We start from the raw sequence: 19,379 nt of genomic DNA, 5'->3' as shown, positions 1-19,379 counted from the left end.
AATCTATCAAAAATCGCATGTGAATTATAGTGAATTACTCCAACTCGCAAAGGGCTGGGGTAATTTTGTATCTGACCGCATTAATATTTGGCGCTTACGTTGATTCATGCATCAGGCTGCAAGTTCATAGCGAACATTATGTTGGGTGTACCATTTGTCTCAGTTAGCCAACAAATTGAGGATGCTGTTAGAAGCATAAATAAATTATTTGAAACAGGCGCAGATTATGTAATGTTATTCCCTGTGAATATTAAAGAATATACATTAGTTAATTGGATGTATCAGAATGGATTATATGAAAGAGTAAATGGCCAAATGATTCTTAGAGTACTGGAGAGGGTAAAGAAGAAATATATCAATAGAATTGATGTGGTATGGTACGGAAATCGAAAGCAAGAGAATCCAGCATATAAAAAAGCTATATTAGGACCGCGTTACTGTGAAACATGTGAAAATAAATTAATGGATTTCTTTTTCAATTTTAATATTTTGGAAGATACAGAAAAGCGAATTAAGCTCTTAGAAGGAGCTGCCAATACAGAATGTAATTGTAAGCAGGAGCTAAGAAGAACACTGGACATGACGTGTAACGATGGCTTAGATATACTCGATTATATGGATTCTATATACACAAGAATAAAGATGATTGAGATGGAGGGACAGAAATAGTTATGGGGGAAAAACAGTTGAGTTTACATTTGTATACGAATAGAAACTGTAATTTGTATTGTGTTCACTGCTATAATAATAGTTTTTATCAGGAGAATCGTAAGGAAATTATTCCAGAGCAGCTGGTGGAGATAATTAAAAAGCTGAATAAGTTGTATGACATTGATATTCACTTAGAAGGAGGAGAGATTTTTCTGAGAAAAGAGGTGTTTAGGGAGTTAGCGAAGTTAGATAAAGAAATACTGGGGAAAATAACGATTACAAGCAATGGAACCATTTTCGATGATGCTGAAGATATATTATACGTGTTAAAGAATGTAGAGACATTCAGAATATCTGTTGAAGGACATGATAATACAACTAATAGATTGTTGCGTAATGTAGATAGCGATTTATTATTTAAGAATATATGTGCATATCGAGATATAGGCGTAAATGTTGTAGTGAGAACAACGTTGCATAAAGGCAATTATAAAACCATTTTTGGAGAATTAATCCCACTGCTTATTGAGAAAGAAATAAAGAAAATTCAGATATATGAATTACAAGCTGTAGGAAGAGGGGAAAGAATACAGCATTTATTGTTAGGTGACGATGAATTTGAAACTTTTTTAAAGGGTATAAGAAATTATGACAATCGTTCTATAGCAATCAGAATGTTTTTTAACCGCAGAAGGAGAGAGTCTATCTATAGGAACGAGAGATTTATAAATAAAATGAATTACAACGTTATTGAGATAGCGCCGGAAAATAGTTTAAGCATTTCATCCGAAGGATTTGTAAGAATATGTCCTTGGGATAATGATGAGAACGCTGTTTTTAATATTTTTAAGGTAAAAGACATTTACTCTGAGATTAATAAATATAACTTAGAACATGAGTGTGAGTATTGTTCAAAAATTAAAATTGTAAATGGTAATGTGGACTAATATGAAAACAATGTACGAATATGGGATAGGAAATACGCCAATGATGGCTGTTGAGTTAGCCAATGACAATAAGTTATTTATAAAACAAGAAAAATACAATTTCTTAAATAGTATAAAAGCACGAACAGCCTATTATATCGTAAAAGATTTGAACACGGAAGAGGTGAATGGTGTTGTTGAATCAACCTCAGGAAATCTGGGTTTTGCTTTGAGTTATTTCTTGGACGATATGGGAGTAGATTTCTTATGTTTGGTTGATGAGTCGATTAGCAAAGAAAAACTGGAAAAATTAAAAAAACATCATATAGATTACAGAGTTGTAAAAAGAATTGAAAATCTTGATTATAGAAGTTCAAGAATAAAAGTTGCGAAAGAATTACAGGATTCCGGAAAATATTTTTGGAGCAATCAATATGATAACAGGAATTGTATGCTCGCACATTATGAGACGACAGGACCGGAAATATGGGAACAATGTAAAGGGGATATAGATATATGTTTTTGCCCTGTAGGAACTGGTGGAACAATAACAGGAATTGCAAAGTTTCTGAAGGAAAAAAATACGAATATAGAGATAATTGGCATTGAACCAATGGGTTCTACAATTTTTGGTGGAACAGATGGAGAGTATATAAACGCTGGTACGGGATTACGTGGACCATCAGGACTTATTGAGAAATATATAGATTATATCGATGGATATTATCAAATTAACGATTTAGAGTCAGTACGTTGCTGTAAGGGGCTTAAAAAGGAGTATGGATTAGAATTGGGAATTTCTTCAGCTATGACATATGCAGCTGTTTTAGATTATTCGCATAAAGAAAAGAACAAAAGTATTGTTATGATAGCTCCTGATGGTATGGATAGTTACATAAGTGTATTAGAAGATAAAAAGTATGCGGGGGATGGTTTAAAGGATAATGAAAAACTTATTTTTGAGCAACTGTGATATTGAGATAAAGAAGAAAAGAAATATTTATTGGGATAACGATATTAAGTATAGTGTAAGGACTAATCCAGATAGTTCATTTGCTGGTATATGGTTTCAAACAAGGGGGTGTACTCATGATAGAACAGGCGGATGTACCATGTGTGATTACAGTATTGGGCCAGAAACAGATACATCAACTATGGTAAATGCGGTTAAAAGTGCGCTGCAAGAAATAGAAGGGTCATATAACACACTTTTAATATCTCCAGCTGGAAGCATGCTTGATTTGAATGAAGTTCCAATCGATGCAAGACATCAAATATTTGAGTTAGCTGCAGAATCGCCCCATAAGGAGGTAACTTTCGAGACAAGGGCTGATACAATTAACAGTGAAACTATTGAAGATGTAAAAAGTATTTTAGGTGATAGGTTAAAGAGCGTTTATTTGGGAATTGAAACTTCATCGGATTTCGTTAATACATATTGTATTAATAAAGGCGTAACAATCAAGGAGATAAAAAAGGCTGCAAAAATCTTAAATGGCTATGGAATCAAACCTATTGGAAATATATTAGCAGGTGTACCGATGCTATCGGCTAAAGAAAGCTATGATATAGCAATGAATTCTATCGATTGGTGCCTGAAGAATCAAGTTAAACCAGCGATTTTTGCCACTCATATTAAAGAAAACACAATTTATTATGAAATTTATAAGTTGGGGTTGTGTGATGAACCAAGTATTTGGTTATTAGTAGAAATTCTTTTGAATTTGCCAGAAGATTTAGATATAGATATTTGTTGGTACAGAACATATGGAGCTTTTAATCTTGTAAATGCAGCGGATTCTTGTTCTGAGTGTTATGAAAAGGTACTTGACGCATTAGATGATTATGTCATTAAAAGGGATAAAACAATTTTAAGTTCCCTTAATTGTGAGTGTTATTATAAATGGAAAGAAAAATTTAAAGAGGAGAGCGCTTCTCTTCCTGAAAGAATTGTAAGCATTTATTGCGCACTTGCAGAAAAAAATATGCAGGAGGATTTTTGGATTAGAAATAAAGCTCAGATTGAAAATAATATTTATAGTGAATATGTCAGATAAGGAGAACGGCATGATTTATTCTCAAATATCGCAATATTATAATAAATGGTCATCGGGTAATAAGTATTATGTTGCATCTGGAAAATTTTATATCGAAGAGGCGCTAAAACATAATTCTACAATTGTGGAACTTGGGGTTGGAACAGGAAGAATTGCTGGAGAAATACTAAAAAAAAGCATGAATAAGGTAATAGGTGTAGATAACTGTGAGGAAATGTTAAAACAGACAGAAAAGCAAATAAAGAAAGAATATACCGACAGGTTGATGTTACTGAAACAAGATTTTAGAGAATTGAAATTGCCATTTAAGTGTGAATATATATATATGCCATTTAGAACATTTGGGCATCTGGAGAACAATGAAGATAGAACCCGAACATTAAAAGCTGTAAAAAAGAATCTGTTAAGTGGTGGAATGTTTATATTTGATCATTATGTCTTGGACCAAGGATGGGCTCAAAAAGTGTCAAATGAACAAGTGCTTATGTATGAAGATTCTGATATACGGATAACAGACGAATATTCTTTTGATTTCAATAATAAAAAAATGCATTGTATTGTCAGATGTAACGATGTGATATTTGAAAGCTTTGAGTTTTATTGGTTTGATGTCAAATCAATTTTCAAAATAATTAAGGAAGTGGGTTTTAAAGTAAAAAATTTGTATGGAGATTTTAATAGATCTGAATATACAAATAAATCTGTGAACCAAATATGGGTTTTAGAAAATTAGGGTGAAAAATGTACATATATGAAGGTAAACAACTGGATTTTTTTGAAGATGCTATTAAGATGTTGCTTGTAAATTCGAATTACACAGAAATAGAAGATATTGACTGTATATCTTTGCGAAATGCATCATTTATTAACAGTGGTAATATAAGATTTTGGTTTAAATCGGGAATCAGTGTTTGTGAATCTTTAAAAAATATTGAATATGCTTTAAACGCGGATGAATTGTTCAGTGTGAAAAAACTTACAGAAAAGGATTTTGATATTAATAGGATATTAGGAAAAAACAGGCCCTTTGTTTTGGGACCAATTTCAAAACGCAAGTTATTGCAAAAGATTGATGCCAATTATTATGATGGAGAAAGGAATTATATATATTGTTTTTCTTATAATGGTGAATTATTTATTCACGAGCCGGATGGAGTTCCTTTTTTAATGGTTGATGCGAAAGATTATTCAAAAATGTTTGAACAGAAAGATTATCTGTTTCAGATTTGTGTTAATTCGAATATCGAAATAAGTGCACCGAATAGAATAAAAGTATTAAAAAATTGGTTAGAGGCAAAAAGAGCAAGCAGATTGTCTCTCGATGATGTGTCAAATTACAATTATACGAAATTATGCAATATGAATATTGCTGATGAAATATCCTTTGGATTTGCAGCTAAAAATTATTTGATTCAAATTAGCAAGATGTTTAAGTATTTAGAAAAAAATAGTGAATTTAATCAAAACTGCAAAGTTTTTAAAGAATATGCATCTGAGTTAAATGACATAACGTTTAACAAGCATTATGAGCGGATTAATACATTAATTAAAAATATAGATGATTATTTAATAAGTAGTATATTGGAGGAAGTGAGTTGATTTATAAAAAATTATTCGAAAAAGCGATAGTTCAGACGGATAAAATATGTACTCCAGCTTATTTCTATTTTGAAAAAACACTGAATGATAGTGTAAAGACAATAAGTTCAGCATTTGGGAAAAAAATAGAACTATGCTATTCAATAAAAGCAAATCCATTTTTAACTGCATTTGTAGGTGATGGAATTAAAATATTTGAAGTGTGTTCGTATGGAGAATATCAAATTTGCAAAAATCAATTGAGTGTGGACACCGAAATTATATTTGGAGGAGTGTGTAAACTTGATTATGAAATATCAGAAGCAATTAAAGATGAACGTGTGATTGTTACAGTCGAATCGTTAAATCAATTGGAGATAATAGATAGGCTAAGTGCCGAGAGAAAAGAACGCACAAAAATATTGTTGAGATTAAGCGCTGGTAATCAATTTGGTCTGTCTGAAAGAAATTTAAAAAAAGTAATTAACAGCCGTAGTAGTTATACTAATGTTAATATGATTGGAATTCAATACTATGCTGGAACTCAGACATTTAAAATAGATGATATATTAAAGAAAATAAATTATCTATTTGATATAGTTTTGCAAATTGAAAGGGAGAGCGTATTCAAATTTGAAATTGTGGATTTTGGGGCAGGAATTGGAGTCCCTTATTACAAGGTGGATTATGATAAAAATAACTTTGAGCAGATGTTGAAAGAAACATCAGAGTTGATATTGAAAAGAAGGAATCATCACAGAGTAATATGTGAAATGGGACGAGCTATTGCTGCGGAATGTGGAGTCTATGTTTCAAGGGTAATTGATCAGAAAGAAAATGCAGGAAGAAAGTTTTCTATTCTGGATGGTGGTACGAACCATATTAAATATTATGGACAGGCATTTGGAGGAAGAAATGTTGTAATAGATATTCTTAATGATGCTGCGGAAACGGATGTATATACGATTTGTGGGCCGTTATGTACTGTTAATGATATTTTATTGAATAATGAAACATTAAAAAAACATGCGATAGGAGATATTTTTCTTTTTCCAAACGCAGGAGCTTATTGTCAGACTGAGGCAAATGCATTATTTCTTAGCCGTGAGTTACCAATTGTTAATTTGGTTAGAACAGATGGAAGCATCGTTACACTTAGAGAAGAAAAATGTACCTATAAAATAAATAGTAAAATAAATAATGTAAAGGAGTAACTGAAATTGGGAAAAGAAATATATTTAACAATCAAAGATATTGTAAAGAACTTAACGGATGAAGAATATGAAATGAAAATGGAGAATTCATTTGTGGATGATCTCGGATTTGACTCTGTAAATCTGTTATACCTGCAGGTTGCGGTTGAGGACGAATTTGATATTAAGTTTGATCCAATTTTAGATGATTTTTCGGAAATATTTAGGAACTTAAAAAATTTATGTGAGTGCGTAGAGAGGAAATTGGGAGATTAAAAGTGAAAAATAGATTACTAAAAGAGGCTACACATAAAATATACGAACAAAGGAAACATTTGGATATTAATGAGAAAGTGTACTGCAGACACGAACGTGTTGACGGTGGTGAATTTGTAGAAATATGGTTTATGACTGGTGGGTGCAATCATGATAAAGACGGAGGTTGTACCATGTGCAATTATGGAAAAGGGCACATGGTTGACGAAAATGAAATTCTTTATTTGATTGAAAAAGAATTGATAAAACTAACTCCACCCTTAAAGCAGCTTGTCATTTCACCAACGGGCAGTATGTTTGACGATACAGAAGTTTCACCTGATTTTAGAAATAAAATATTTGGTTTAGTTGAAAAATATAATTGTGAGAAATTTATTACTGAGACAAGAGCAGATACAATAACTAAAGACAAATTACGTAGGATGAAGGATATCATTCAAGATAAAGTAATTGCTGTTGAGCTTGGTCTGGAGTCTTCTTCTGAATTCGTTTTGAAGAATTGTGTAAATAAGAATATGATGCCAGAGGAATTTATCAGAGCCGTTAATGTAATAAAAGAAGAAGGAATTTTAGTAACAGCGAATGTGTCTTTAGGCGTTCCGTTTTTAGATGAAAAAAGACAGTTGGAAGATGCAAAAAAAACTGTTAGATGGGCATTGGATATAGGTGTAAACACTGTTGTGGTATTTCCTCTGCACATTAAGCCAGGGACGTTGTTGAGTTATTTGTATAAAGAAAATTTGTATGACTGCGTATCATTATGGTCGCTGGTTGAAATTTTAAAAGATGTAGATGAAACTGAACGTAGTAAAGTTCAAATTTCATGGTATAAAAACTATTATAACAATGAAGGTAAGATTATTAAGTCTCCAACGACATGTGAATTATGTCGACCCAAAGTTATAGATTTACTAGACAGATATAAAGACGAATGTAATACCGTGGTAGTTAAAGAATTAGGACGATTGGAGTGTGGATGTAAAAAAGACTATTTTCACAGGATGCAGGTTCTTGAGACTAAGGATACTAAAAATCATTTATTAAATTGTTATACTATAATAGCAAAGGATTTTAACATAGATCATGAAATCTTAAATGAAGCGATCAAAGAATTATAAAGAATTGGAAGATGATGAAATGATATATATTAGCCATTTAAAAACGTATATTCCTGACATTGAAAGTGTCAATAAACAAGTGAGTGAGTTATTGCCGTTTTACAAAGATTCGTATGAACGATTGAAATCAGAGGCCAAAGGCAGCGGTGAATCTGATATTATAGCGCCAATAGCTAAAAGTATGACAAGCCACGAAATGATCTTACAAACTTTCCCAAAAGATTGTGTTGAATATATGAAAAAGGAGCCAACTTTTTATTTAGATATTAGATCATCTGAGGCATATAGTTTGCCGGTTCCGGATTATTACATATTAAAAACAGTGGGGTGTAGAAATGTGAAGCCGCTGAATATATTGGGATTAGCAGATGTATCATTAATACACGCATTTTCCCTGTTTAATTCATTTGAAAAAGGTGGAAATTACTTTATTGTTTCATTATCTCAGCGATTAGAACCCGGTGATAACAGAAATTATGAGTTTATTTTAGCTGATGGAGCAATTTCTTTTGTGATTAGTGAAAAGCATAGGGGGAATTGTTTTTGCGTTGAAAGTTATATTAAGACCTCAAATAAAGATGAACTATTTGATTATCTAAAGAAAAAAGATATAGAGCTTGTCTTTAGAAATAATACAGATACAAAACAATTGAATCTAAATGGCAGAAGAATAAAAAGAATGAAGTATGAAAAATATGATTTTGGTTGTATGGATACAGTTTATACATTGTTGGAGGCTGAGGCAGATCAAAGATTGGATAACGGACAATGTGCAGCTATGGTTTCAGTTGAAGATAATATATATACAGCGATTATGGTTCAATATATAAAGGAGAAGAACAGTGAAGGACAAAATCACAGAAATTATTAATTTTATCAATGATTATGTTAATGAAGATGAGAAAATTGTTGTAGCAGTTTCAGGAGGGTTAGACTCAGATGTTGTGGCGAGGTTATGCGTTAAGGCAGTAGGAAATAATCGAGTAAAAATATTTATGGTACTACAAGACGATATGGATGAAAGACATATTCATAATGCATTGAAACTGGCTGCTGATTTAAATATGGATTTACCATTTATTGATATGAGAAATCTAAATACTGAAATAATAGAAAGACTAAGTGAAGGGGACTCCAGTGAAGGGTTTAATGTTAATAGTTTGCTGGAAACAGCAAGAGCTAAATGTTCACTGAGAACAGTTTTACTTTCTAGTTATCAGGAAAAGGGATATATTGTGGCTGGAACATCAAATAAAACGGAAATAGAGTTAGGATTCTTTTTACCTTTTGGAGATAATATTGCGCATTTTAAACCAATTGCGCATCTTTATAAATCTGAAGTGAAAGAAATTGCAAAGGAACTTGGAACAAATGAAGAGGTTCTTAAACAACCAGCATCAGCGGGATTTTGGAAGGATCAGGAAGATTTAGAAGATATTGCGTATTGGATTTATTACAAAGGACCTATTCCTGCAGGGACACAATTTAATGATGAAGATGATAAAAAAGTAATGGAAATTAAGCAGAAATTAACAACCGCCATAATAGATGATTGTATTAAAGCTGTTCTTAGCGGTGAAGAGATCAATGAAATATCTGTACAATTAAATGTGGATATAAACATTATAGAAGGAATAGAATCGATTCTTAAAATATCACAAATAAAGAAGAAGAGAGAATTATTAAAGACGATATGAGGTGACAAATTATGCTTTACAAGGCATTAATAGAAGAACATATTAATAAACAAGAGGACAGAGTTGCAGTAATTTACCAAGAAGAAGAGTATTCCTATAAAGAGCTGAATGACCTTGTGGCTGCTTTTGGAAATGGCCTTACATCGTTGGGGATAAACAAGGGAGATAGAATTATCATAACGTGCAATAATTCTATTGATATGGTTGTTTCGATTTTGGCATCGATTGCATTGGGCATTATCTTTGTACCTCTTCCGCATGATATAAGTAAAAGCAGATTAGAATATATTCAAAATGACTGCAAGGCAAAACTAATTATAAATAATAGGTACAGAAAAAGGGGAACTGCTTCAGGTGATAATATGTGTTGCTTAAAAGATGTAATTAATGTTAGTGCCGAATCAAATTTCCATCGGGAAATCGTAGATATAAATGAGGGATTATACATCATTTATACCTCAGGTACGACAAATAAACCGAAAGGTGTATTCGCATGTCAAAAGCAAGCGCTTTTTGTAGCGAATGCAATAAATGGGTGTTTGAGAAATTCGGTTGATGATATTATTCTTTGCAGAATTCCATTATCATTTGATTATGGGTTATATCAACTATTAATGACATGCTTGTCTGGAGCAAAATTGCTTTTATTAGATGAGCAGGTTATGATTCAAAGTATTCCTCAAATGATAAAAAAATATAATGTTACAGCTTTACCGGTCGTTCCAGCCATGTTAAATATTCTGATTAAAAGCAGGGTATTTGAGCGGGTAGACGTGCCTAGCGTAAGATATATATCATCTACTGGTGATGTACTTTCGGTTGGACTAATTAAGCAAACAGAGCAGCAGCTTCCGCATGTAGAAGTAATACCAATGTATGGGCTTACTGAGTGTAAGAGAGTAAGCATCATGCCTTACGGAATGAAGGAAAAGAAATATAAAGGCTCATGTGGCATTCCCCTGCCAGGAGTTAGTGTGAGATTGGTAAATGAACATGACGGTGTAGGAGAATTGGAAGTTATTGGTCCAAATGTTATGGAAGGATATTGGAATGACAGTGTAGAAACTGAAAAGTTTTATAGTGTAGAAGAGGGTGAAAGAGTTCTCAAAACAGGCGATTTATTTAAGATTGATGAAGATGGGTATCTGTATTTTCAGGGAAGAGAGAAAGCATTTATAAAACATAATGGTTATCGCATCAATAATCTTGAACTTGAAGAAATTGTGGCTTCAATAGATAATGTAATGGAGAATGCTGTGGTAGGAATAAATGATTCTGATGCAGGAGAAGATATAGTCTGTGTTATTTCTTTAAATGATATGACCAAAGAAGCCCAAATAAGAAAAGACTGTATTAAATCTTTAGGTGGCATAAAGGTTAAACATTTTATTTTTACTGATGAGCCACTTCCTAAAAATTTTAATGGAAAAGTAGATAGGAAACTTATAAAATCAAACATAGAGGCCCGCAGATGACTATGACATTATTTTATGGAAACTATACATATTGTGCGACGTATGCGATTTTTGATTCAGGTATAGATGTAAAGGAGATTTCGAAGAATAAATTCGAAATGCTCTCATCCGTTCCGTTTGGAGTTGTGCATGGAAAAGAATATGCGCATAGATTAATATCACCGGTATATGAACCTTTGCATGGAATAAAACGTGCCTGTGAAATTTTGAACAAAAAATATATAGAAAAAGGGTTTGATGATAAAAACGATGCGCGGGATTTTTTGTTGAAAAGATTGAACTGTGGTTCGGTGGTGATTGGACCAGTTGAAATGAGTAAATTAAACTACATACCTTTAAGCCGAATATATGAAAGAGTTCCGCATTATATCTCATTATATAAAGATGAAAGTAATATAATTCGAGTAAATGATTCAGAAGGCATTATGGGACAGGCTTTACCTATAGAGGAATTTATGGTGATGTGGGACAGCGTCAATTTGATGGAGTCAGATTATATTTATACTGTGGGGTATATTGAATCTGAAGGAAAATTACCGTTTGAAAAAGAACAAGTAATTAAATCCACCAGAAATTGCTTCGAAAACCTTGAATTTGCAAGAAAAATTAAGCAAGGTCCCATGGCATTCGAAAAGCTATGGGAAACCATTAGTAATACCAGCAATAAACAATATAAAAATCACCTTTTCTTTGATCTGGAAATATTTATTCAAAGAAAATACTTGATGTTATCTTTTATTCAATGGATAGAAAAATATATCGTATGTAATACAGATAGAATCAAATACATAGTTAAAGAACAGATATATCTGGCTGCACAAATTAATAATCGTGTTAGGAATGGTAACATGAATAATAATTATCAACTTTTTCATAGATTAGGTATTTTGGAAGATGATTTAACCAATATTTTTGGTGAGGTGTGTGAAAATGCATGTAGGAATAATTAGTCATAGTGTTATTTTAGCTGAGAAAAAAAGAACTGTTGAAGAAATTGTAAATGGTGATAGTGAAAAAGTCGAAAATATGCGCAATATAGGATTAGATAAAGTGCCTGCTGATAATGAAAGATTATTAGAGGATATGATTTTAGAAGCTGTAAGAAAAATTGATAAACAGCCAGATTTGATAATAATCGCACATTCCATACCATTCATTTTTTCTGACTGGAAAAGATTTATGAAAGAAATGAATCCGGTTGAGACAATAAGTATGGGAGGTATGCCATGTGCGGCAATGCATGCTGCTGTAAATATTGCCTGTAAATATATAGAAAATGAAATTTATAATGATATACTTGTTGTAGGTGCGGATAAGGCTTATTCCGATAAGGAAAGATGTTTTTTTCATACTATAATGGGAGATGGTGTTGTGGCGTTGCTAATTGGAAAAAAAGGGTTTCAGAGTGAAGTCGTTTCAAGCAATGTTCAGACTTGTGTGATTGCTGCGAATGGTGAAAATTCCGATGAAAAAGATATTGCAGAATTTAGGGCTGTTAATGCTATGCTTGTGAGAGCTGCGATAGAAAAAACTGTTAAAGATGCAAATTTGAGTATGGACGATATAGACTACTATATTCCGCATACTTCGAATAAAACTTTTTGGAATGTGCTTTCAAAATTAATACATGTCGATAGAAGCAGGTTTCTAGATAGTAATATGTGTAACACTGGTCATATGAATTCTCATGACAGTTTTTATCATTTTATAAAACTGAAAGAAGAAGGCGTAATAAAAGATGGCAATAAAGTACTGTTGGTGAATCCGGGATTTGGAGGAACTCAGGGATGCACATTGATAGCCGTATAGTAAACCCTCCATCATGCTTAACCTGCCGTCGGGCGGGCCGCATGGCCATCCATGCTATGGAAGCCAGGGGCTTTCATAGTAAACCCCCATCTTGCTTAGCTTGTCGTGCGACAGGCCGCATGGCCATCCATATTATGGAAGCCAAAGGCTTTCATAGTAAGTCAATTCATGATTTGTTATACTTTCTGTAATGCTTTTTACATACGAATTATATTTTATTAAATTGAGAGAAGGAATGTATCTAAATGGATTATATTAGAATTAAGAATGCAACAGAACATAATTTGAAAAATGTTTCAATCGACATACCAAAGAATAAATTGGTTGCGTTTACAGGAGTTTCTGGTTCGGGAAAAACGACGATGGCATATGATATAGTGTTTGCTGAAGCTCAAAGAGAATATCTGGATTCCCTCAGTACGTATTCCAGAATTAGCATGCCCAGATTTTCTAAGGCAAAGGTAGAAGCTATCGAAGGTCTGTCTCCTGCAATTATGATTAATCAGGAACAGCTTGCGAAAAATCCCCGTTCTACTGTTGGAACTGTGACGGAGATTTATACTTATTTGAGACTTTTGTTTTCTAGATTTGGCAAACCAATCTTAAATGCAGCAGACTTTTCATTTAATACTCCAAGCGGCGCATGTGAAAAATGTAAAGGGACTGGAGAAGAAATCGGTTTGAGTATAAATCGTATCATTGATGTAAATAAGTCTTTGAACGAGGGAGCTGTTAAGCATAGAACATGGAAGGTAGGAGGCAGACTTTGGAATATTATAAATGCGTCTAATTTATTTGATATGGACAAACCTGTTAAATTTTTTTCAGAGGAAGAATTAAATGAATTGCTCTATTCAGAATCGAAACATTTTTCCAATGATTCCCAGGGATTTATACAGAATTTTTCTTATGAAGGCATTGTACCCAGAATTTTAAAAAGACATAATGACAGCAGAGGCCTGGAAAGCGTTTCTTATGATGCGAAGTTTTTTAAAACGTGTAAATGTTCAGCTTGCGGAGGCTCTAGGGTGAACGAAAAAGCTCGTTCAGTGCTGTATCATGGAAAGAGTATTGTTGAATTGTCAAACATGGAAATTCAGGATTTATTGCCTTTCTTTGAAAAGATAGACGAACCGTTATCAGAAGAGATTATATCTTATATAGTTAAAAATTTGAAACTTCTGGTTACATTAGGCATTGGATATTTAACCCTTAGCAGATCGGTTTCCACACTGTCAAATGGTGAGTCCCAAAGAATAAAGTTGGCCCGTCAGCTGGGAAATTCTTTGTCTGGATTAATGTATGTCCTGGACGAGCCCACTGCCGGGCTGCATGAGAAGGACAAGAAACGGATCGTTGAGGCATTGAAACTGCTTACGCAGAAAGGAAATACGGTTCTGGTTGTTGAACATGATAAAGCGGTTATATCTAATGCGGATTTTATAATTGATATGGGGCCAAAGGCAGGAGCTCAGGGCGGTGAAATAGTATATTCGGGAAATTATCGTAACCTTTTGCAAAATAATTCTCTAACCGGAATGTATTTTTCAAATAGAATGCAGATGAGAAAGAATAACGGGTATCGGTCGTGGAACAATGCCATTAATTTGTTTGCAGACAGAAATAATTTGAAAGACTTAAATGTGAAAATCCCGCTTAATGTCATGACCTGTATTACCGGTGTCTCTGGATCGGGAAAAAGTTCATTGATGGCTGCGCTGGTTGATCAGGCTGAACGGGTGACAGTGATTGACCAGTCACCGGTGGGCGCTTCGCCTCGCTCCAATCCAGCTACATATACAAAGGCTTTTGATGAAATAAGAAAAGTATTTGCGGAAAGTGTCCAATTATCTCCGGCGCTGTTTGCATTTAATAGTACTGGGGCATGCGAAAAATGTAAAGGATTAGGATACGAAACAATCAATATGCATTTTTTGGGTGATGTAAAACGTATCTGTGAGGAGTGCAAAGGAAAACGATACAAAGCGGAAACATTACAGTATAAATATAGAGGTAAAACGATTGCAGATGTATTGAATATGACAATAGACGAAGCAAAGGAATTCTTTGATAATCGTGAAATAGTTAAGCGCCTGGACTTATTATCTAATGTCGGACTTGGTTATTTGCAGTTAGGACAATCAATGGATACATTATCTGGCGGTGAGGTTCAAAGGGTGAAGCTGGCAAGCGGATTAAGTAAATCAGGAGAAATATATGTGCTTGATGAGCCGACGAGAGGACTTCATATAGCAGACGTGGATATGCTGGTCACTGTAATGGATGAGCTGGTCAATCAGGGAAACACATTGGTGGTTGTAGAACATAACTTAGAGGTAATTAAAAATTCTGATTGGATCGTCGATTTAGGTCCGGAAGGCGGCGAAAAAGGAGGATATATTGTGGCTGAAGGAACCCCGGAAGAGATTATGAAATGCAGTAAATCATATACCGGCAAATATCTGGCGGTAATGGATGAGTAAATGAAGGAGCGGATGCTCCAACGAAAAGCGGCAGCTTCTTAAAATGTGAAAAAATGAAAAATATTGGATACTTCTGATTATGTCGGCACTAAGACAATCAGAAGTATTTTTATTTTCTTTTTTCTGAATTTCCCGAAGATAGTATGATAAAAAATGAAAAAATGTGAATAATATGAAAATAATATTGTGCAGATCATACAAAAAAGCATGAGGAAATTTTTATATTATGCTGAAAAAACTGAATGATGTTGACAAAATATGAAAAATACATTATCATAAACACAACAAATTGAAAATATTTGAAATTATTTGCAAAATACTGAAATAAAGGAGGAGAAGAAATGCACTATGCAGGAAGATTTAATTCTTTCATTTTTAAAGGCCAGAATGTGTTTGACGCCATTGCGGCTTACAAAAATATGGAAGGAATCACACATCTGGAATTCAATTATCCGGAACATCTGGAAGGGTATGACCTTGCAGAACTGAAGCGGGCAATGTGTCCGCTGAAAGTAAACGGTCTGGCTCTCAGATGGAGGAATGGGTTTTTGGACGGGGATTTGACCAATCCCGATGAGTCTCTGCGGCAGAAAGCAATCAGGATTGCCAAAGATGCGGCGGACGTCTGCCGGGAGCTTGGAGGAAGCGTGATAACTTTGTGGCTGGAAAACGACGGATTTGATTATCCATTTCAGATGGATTATGAGAAATGCTTTGGACAGGTGGTGGAGGCAGTAAGGGAAATTGCGGACTATGCCCCGGATATCAGAATCAGCATTGAGTATAAGCCCTTTGAAGAGCGGGAGTTTGCCATGATAGACAGTGCAGGCATGACCCTTTACATAATACAGGAAATTGACCGGGAAAACGTGGGATGCACCCTGGATTTCTGTCATATGCTGATGAAGCATGACAGTCCGGCCTATGGGCTTGCCCTGGCGGCGGCAAAAGGAAAACTGTTCGGGTTACATATGAATGACGGGTATGGATGGAAGGACAGCGGTTTGATTTTCGGCTCTGTGAATTTTACCCAGTCGGCGGAATTTATCTATTACCTGGAACGGTACGGGTATGACGGGGTAGTGTTTTTTGACACATTTCCCATTCGGGAGGAATCCAGGGCGGAATGCCGGGCCAATATTGCGGCCTTTGAGTTGATAAAAGAAAAGGTGGACAGCATCGGCGTGGAAAAAATCAGCCAGGTGGTATCGAAGCATGACGGGATCAGCGCGCAGAACCTGATTTTGGACATGATAAGATAAAGGGATGCCGGAAAAAGTGGGACTTAACCAGTCCGTTCTGGAGGAAACGGCAGACCGGGGAAACTATGCAAAATGAAGGAGGATTCAGTGATGAAAAAGAAAGTTTTAGCAGTTCTGTTAACAGCGGCAATGGCAGTAAGCCTTACCGCCTGCGGCGCTAACGGCGGAAGTAATTCTAAGGATGGCAGCGGTTCTTCCGATACCCAAACCCAGGAATCAGACCGCGATGCATCTGACGGCGCAGAGAATTCAGAGGAAGGGGAGAATGGCTCGGAAGATTCAAAGGGGCAGGGAGATGCCGGCGGCAAAGAATTTAATCCGGACAAGGCAGAGGATGCCATGAGCATTGAAGAAATCCGGGAAAAGAACGGCGCAGAAGTGCCGGTGGAAGCAGATTGGAAATTAGGTGTGGTAATGAAATCCCTTTCCAATGAATTCTGGCGCACCCTTCAGGAAGGCTATGAAGCTGCGGCCGAAGATGCCGGATTAACCATTGATATCCAGGCAACCACAGACGAAAGCGATGAGACGGGACAGCAGACTATGACAGAAGCATTGACTACCCAGGGGGTGGACGCGCTTTTAATGAGCCCTATCTCTGATTCCAATTTGACTTCTGCAGTGGAAAGCGCCAATGATGCAGACGTGCTTACCGTAAACGTAAACGACGGCCTGATTGCAGAAGCCAATCACTATGTGGGGCCCAACGCTTACATGAACGGGCAGCTTGCGGCAGAGTGGATTTCCAATAAGCTGGGAGACGAGGGGCAGGTGGCCATTGTGGTAGGTATGGCCAAAGCCTTTGCGGCAAGAGAACGTACCGAAGGATTCAAAGACTGGATTGCGGATAACAATTCTAAGATGGAGATAGTGGCAGAGCAGAATGCAGACTGGGATCGCCAGAAATCCAAAGAACTGGCAAACACATGGATAACCCAGTATCCGGAGCTGAAAGCAATTTTCTGCAATAACGACGATATGGCGCTGGGGGTAGTAGAGGCTGTGGAAGAGTCCGGTTCTGATATTCTGGTGGTAGGCGTTGACGGAATCGGGGAAGCCTATGATTCCATCCGCGCAGGCAAACTGGACGCTACAGTAGATTCCTTCCCCTTCTATATGGCGCAAGTGGCAGTGGAGTGTACGCTCCGTTCTATTGCAGGTCAAAAACTGCCCAGCGCAGTGGCGACGCCCCAGGCTTTGATTGATTCTGAAAACGTGGATAAAGATGCAGCAGAAATCATCAACTGGACGGCTCCTGCGTATACCAAATAACCCCGGAGTTAAAGATCATAACCATAAAAGTGCAGGGAGGGGAAACCCTTCCGCGCTTTTGCAAGGAGGAAGGCACAGAATGGGAAAAGCAGTAGAATTTGTCAAAATCAACAAGTATTTTCCTGGCGTACATGTCTTGAAAGATATTTCCTTCTCTGTGGAAGAAGGAGAAGTGCATGCGCTTTTGGGGGAAAACGGAGCAGGAAAATCGACAATATTAAATATACTTCACGGGGTATATTCTGAATATGAAGGAGATGTGATTCTCCATGGAAAAAAAATTTCTTTTAAGAATCCGAATGACGCCATTTTAAACGGCAATATATCAAAAGTTCATCAGGAAACCATGGTAGTGGAGGAATTGACGGTAGGGCAGAACGTAACATTGGGATATCAGCCGAAAAAAGGCTTGTTTATAGATTTCAGCAAAATGCATAAAGATGTGGATGAGATTCTGGCGGAACTGAACTGCCGGTTCCGTTCCAGGGATATTGTAAGAACGCTGACCGCAGGGGAAAAGCAGATGCTTGCCATTGCAAAAGCCATTTATCACCATTCCAACATTATTTCCCTGGATGAGCCTACCGCGTCTCTGACTTCCAAAGAGACAGAGGCATTGTTTGGGGTAATCCGGAAATTAAAAGCGGACGGAATCACCGTTTTGTATGTCAGCCATCATCTGGAAGAAATTTTTCAGATTTGCGACCGGGCCTCTATTATGCGGGACGGGGAATACATTCAGACATTGGAGATTAAGGAAACCACAGAGGATGAATTGATCCATGCCATGGTGGGAAGAAGCGTTTCGGCAGTGGCCTCCAGACTGAAACCCTGCCGGGCAGAAGAAGAGGTTGTGTTGAAAGTGGAGCATCTTTCAGATAATGACGGGAAGTATCAGGATGTGAATTTTGAACTTCGCAAAGGAGAAATTCTTGGATTTTACGGTCTGGTGGGCGCAGGAAGGACGGAAGTGATGCGGGTGCTTGCCGGTGCAGATCGGAAAATCAGCGGAACCATATATTTTAAAGGAAAAGAAATCCGGGGAAGCTGGAATTCCACCAGAGCATTGAAATATGGAATCGGTATGCTGCCGGAGGATCGGAAAACCCAGGGATTTAATAAACTGGATACCAACTGTAATAATATAGCGATTTCCAGTCTGGAAAAATATATGTCCGGCATTTTCATCAGCGACGGGAAAAAATTGCAGAATGCCCGGCATTTTTTTGAAGAGCTTGACATTCATCCCAACAAGCCGGATTATCTGACGGTTAATATGTCCGGCGGGAATCAGCAGAAAGTGATTCTGGCAAAATGGATGTCTACGGATATCGACGTGATTATATTTGATGAGCCCACCAAAGGCGTGGACGTGGCCGCAAAGGCGGAAATTTACCGCCTGATGGAAGAACTGGTGGAAGAGGGGAAAAGCCTGATTGTGGTATCCAGTGAACTTCCGGAGGCTATGGGGCTAAGCGACCGGCTGATTGTGATGAGCGAGGGCCGGATTACCAAAGAACTGACAGACCGGGCGGCGTTTGACTCGGATGTGATTTTAAATTATGCGATTGGAGGGAATTAA

General features: G+C 36.1%; 18 protein-coding genes. All 18 read left to right on the top strand.

Annotated elements, in window-relative coordinates; genetic code table 11:
* Positions 1-138: 138 nt before the first annotated feature.
* The 18 genes from ACTO17_RS15205 (at position 139) to ACTO17_RS15120 (ending at position 19,379) form a co-directional block, all read left to right on the top strand.
* Positions 139-669 carry a hypothetical protein gene (locus ACTO17_RS15205; RefSeq protein WP_482558523.1) on the top strand — a complete coding sequence of 177 codons (531 nt, stop codon included), beginning with the start codon at positions 139-141 and terminating at the stop codon, positions 667-669.
* A gap of 2 nt (positions 670-671) precedes the next feature.
* A complete protein-coding gene (locus ACTO17_RS15200) occupies positions 672-1,598 on the top strand; it encodes a radical SAM protein (protein WP_172536273.1) in 927 nt (308 codons plus the stop codon).
* A gap of 1 nt (position 1,599) precedes the next feature.
* Entirely contained in the window at positions 1,600-2,550 is a 951-nt protein-coding gene (locus ACTO17_RS15195; RefSeq protein ID WP_172536274.1) for a cysteine synthase family protein, read from the top strand.
* The gene (locus ACTO17_RS15190; RefSeq protein ID WP_482558522.1) at positions 2,522-3,634 is read left to right on the top strand and encodes a radical SAM protein; all 1,113 of its coding nucleotides are present in this window, start codon (positions 2,522-2,524) and stop codon (positions 3,632-3,634) included. Before ACTO17_RS15195 ends, ACTO17_RS15190 begins: the two co-directional genes overlap by 29 nt.
* Before the next feature lie 10 nt (positions 3,635-3,644).
* A complete protein-coding gene (locus tag ACTO17_RS15185; protein WP_482558521.1) occupies positions 3,645-4,367 on the top strand; it encodes a methyltransferase domain-containing protein in 723 nt (240 codons plus the stop codon).
* 8 nt (positions 4,368-4,375) lie between these two features.
* Positions 4,376-5,233, top strand: coding sequence for a hypothetical protein (locus ACTO17_RS15180; protein ID WP_482558520.1), 858 nt, complete (start codon positions 4,376-4,378; stop codon positions 5,231-5,233).
* Positions 5,230-6,426 (top strand): alanine racemase, encoded by a 1,197-nt coding sequence (locus tag ACTO17_RS15175; protein WP_482558519.1) that lies wholly within the window; start codon positions 5,230-5,232, stop codon positions 6,424-6,426. Before ACTO17_RS15180 ends, ACTO17_RS15175 begins: the two co-directional genes overlap by 4 nt.
* A 6-nt stretch (positions 6,427-6,432) precedes the next feature.
* Positions 6,433-6,681, top strand: a complete 249-nt coding sequence (locus ACTO17_RS15170; RefSeq protein WP_482558518.1) for an acyl carrier protein — start codon at positions 6,433-6,435, stop codon at positions 6,679-6,681.
* Positions 6,682-6,683: 2 nt separating this feature from the next.
* Entirely contained in the window at positions 6,684-7,799 is a 1,116-nt protein-coding gene (locus tag ACTO17_RS15165) for a radical SAM protein (RefSeq protein WP_172537788.1), read from the top strand.
* Complete coding sequence (locus tag ACTO17_RS15160) at positions 7,777-8,670, top strand: hypothetical protein (RefSeq protein WP_482558517.1); 894 nt, start codon at positions 7,777-7,779, stop codon at positions 8,668-8,670. The genes ACTO17_RS15165 and ACTO17_RS15160 overlap by 23 nt, the downstream gene beginning before the upstream one ends.
* On the top strand, positions 8,642-9,496 hold the full coding sequence (gene nadE / locus ACTO17_RS15155; RefSeq protein ID WP_172537790.1) for an NAD(+) synthase: 855 nt from the start codon (positions 8,642-8,644) through the stop codon (positions 9,494-9,496). The genes ACTO17_RS15160 and nadE overlap by 29 nt, the downstream gene beginning before the upstream one ends.
* Before the next feature lie 11 nt (positions 9,497-9,507).
* The gene (locus ACTO17_RS15150; RefSeq protein ID WP_172537791.1) at positions 9,508-10,971 is read left to right on the top strand and encodes a class I adenylate-forming enzyme family protein; all 1,464 of its coding nucleotides are present in this window, start codon (positions 9,508-9,510) and stop codon (positions 10,969-10,971) included.
* Positions 10,968-11,921, top strand: a complete 954-nt coding sequence (locus tag ACTO17_RS15145; RefSeq protein WP_482558516.1) for a hypothetical protein — start codon at positions 10,968-10,970, stop codon at positions 11,919-11,921. Before ACTO17_RS15150 ends, ACTO17_RS15145 begins: the two co-directional genes overlap by 4 nt.
* Entirely contained in the window at positions 11,902-12,780 is an 879-nt protein-coding gene (locus ACTO17_RS15140; protein ID WP_172537793.1) for a 3-oxoacyl-[acyl-carrier-protein] synthase III C-terminal domain-containing protein, read from the top strand. Before ACTO17_RS15145 ends, ACTO17_RS15140 begins: the two co-directional genes overlap by 20 nt.
* 245 nt (positions 12,781-13,025) lie before the next feature.
* On the top strand, positions 13,026-15,263 hold the full coding sequence (locus tag ACTO17_RS15135) for an ATP-binding cassette domain-containing protein (protein ID WP_482558515.1): 2,238 nt from the start codon (positions 13,026-13,028) through the stop codon (positions 15,261-15,263).
* Positions 15,264-15,604: 341 nt separating this feature from the next.
* Complete coding sequence (locus tag ACTO17_RS15130) at positions 15,605-16,525, top strand: sugar phosphate isomerase/epimerase family protein (protein ID WP_172535418.1); 921 nt, start codon at positions 15,605-15,607, stop codon at positions 16,523-16,525.
* Between the two features lie 90 nt (positions 16,526-16,615).
* Entirely contained in the window at positions 16,616-17,797 is a 1,182-nt protein-coding gene (locus ACTO17_RS15125; RefSeq protein ID WP_482558514.1) for a substrate-binding domain-containing protein, read from the top strand.
* Positions 17,798-17,876: 79 nt separating this feature from the next.
* A complete protein-coding gene (locus ACTO17_RS15120; protein ID WP_482558513.1) occupies positions 17,877-19,379 on the top strand; it encodes a sugar ABC transporter ATP-binding protein in 1,503 nt (500 codons plus the stop codon).

The organism is Petralouisia sp., from assembly GCF_056822245.1.
Note: the sequence above shows the minus strand (reverse complement) of the source record. Positions and strands in the feature narration are given on the sequence as shown.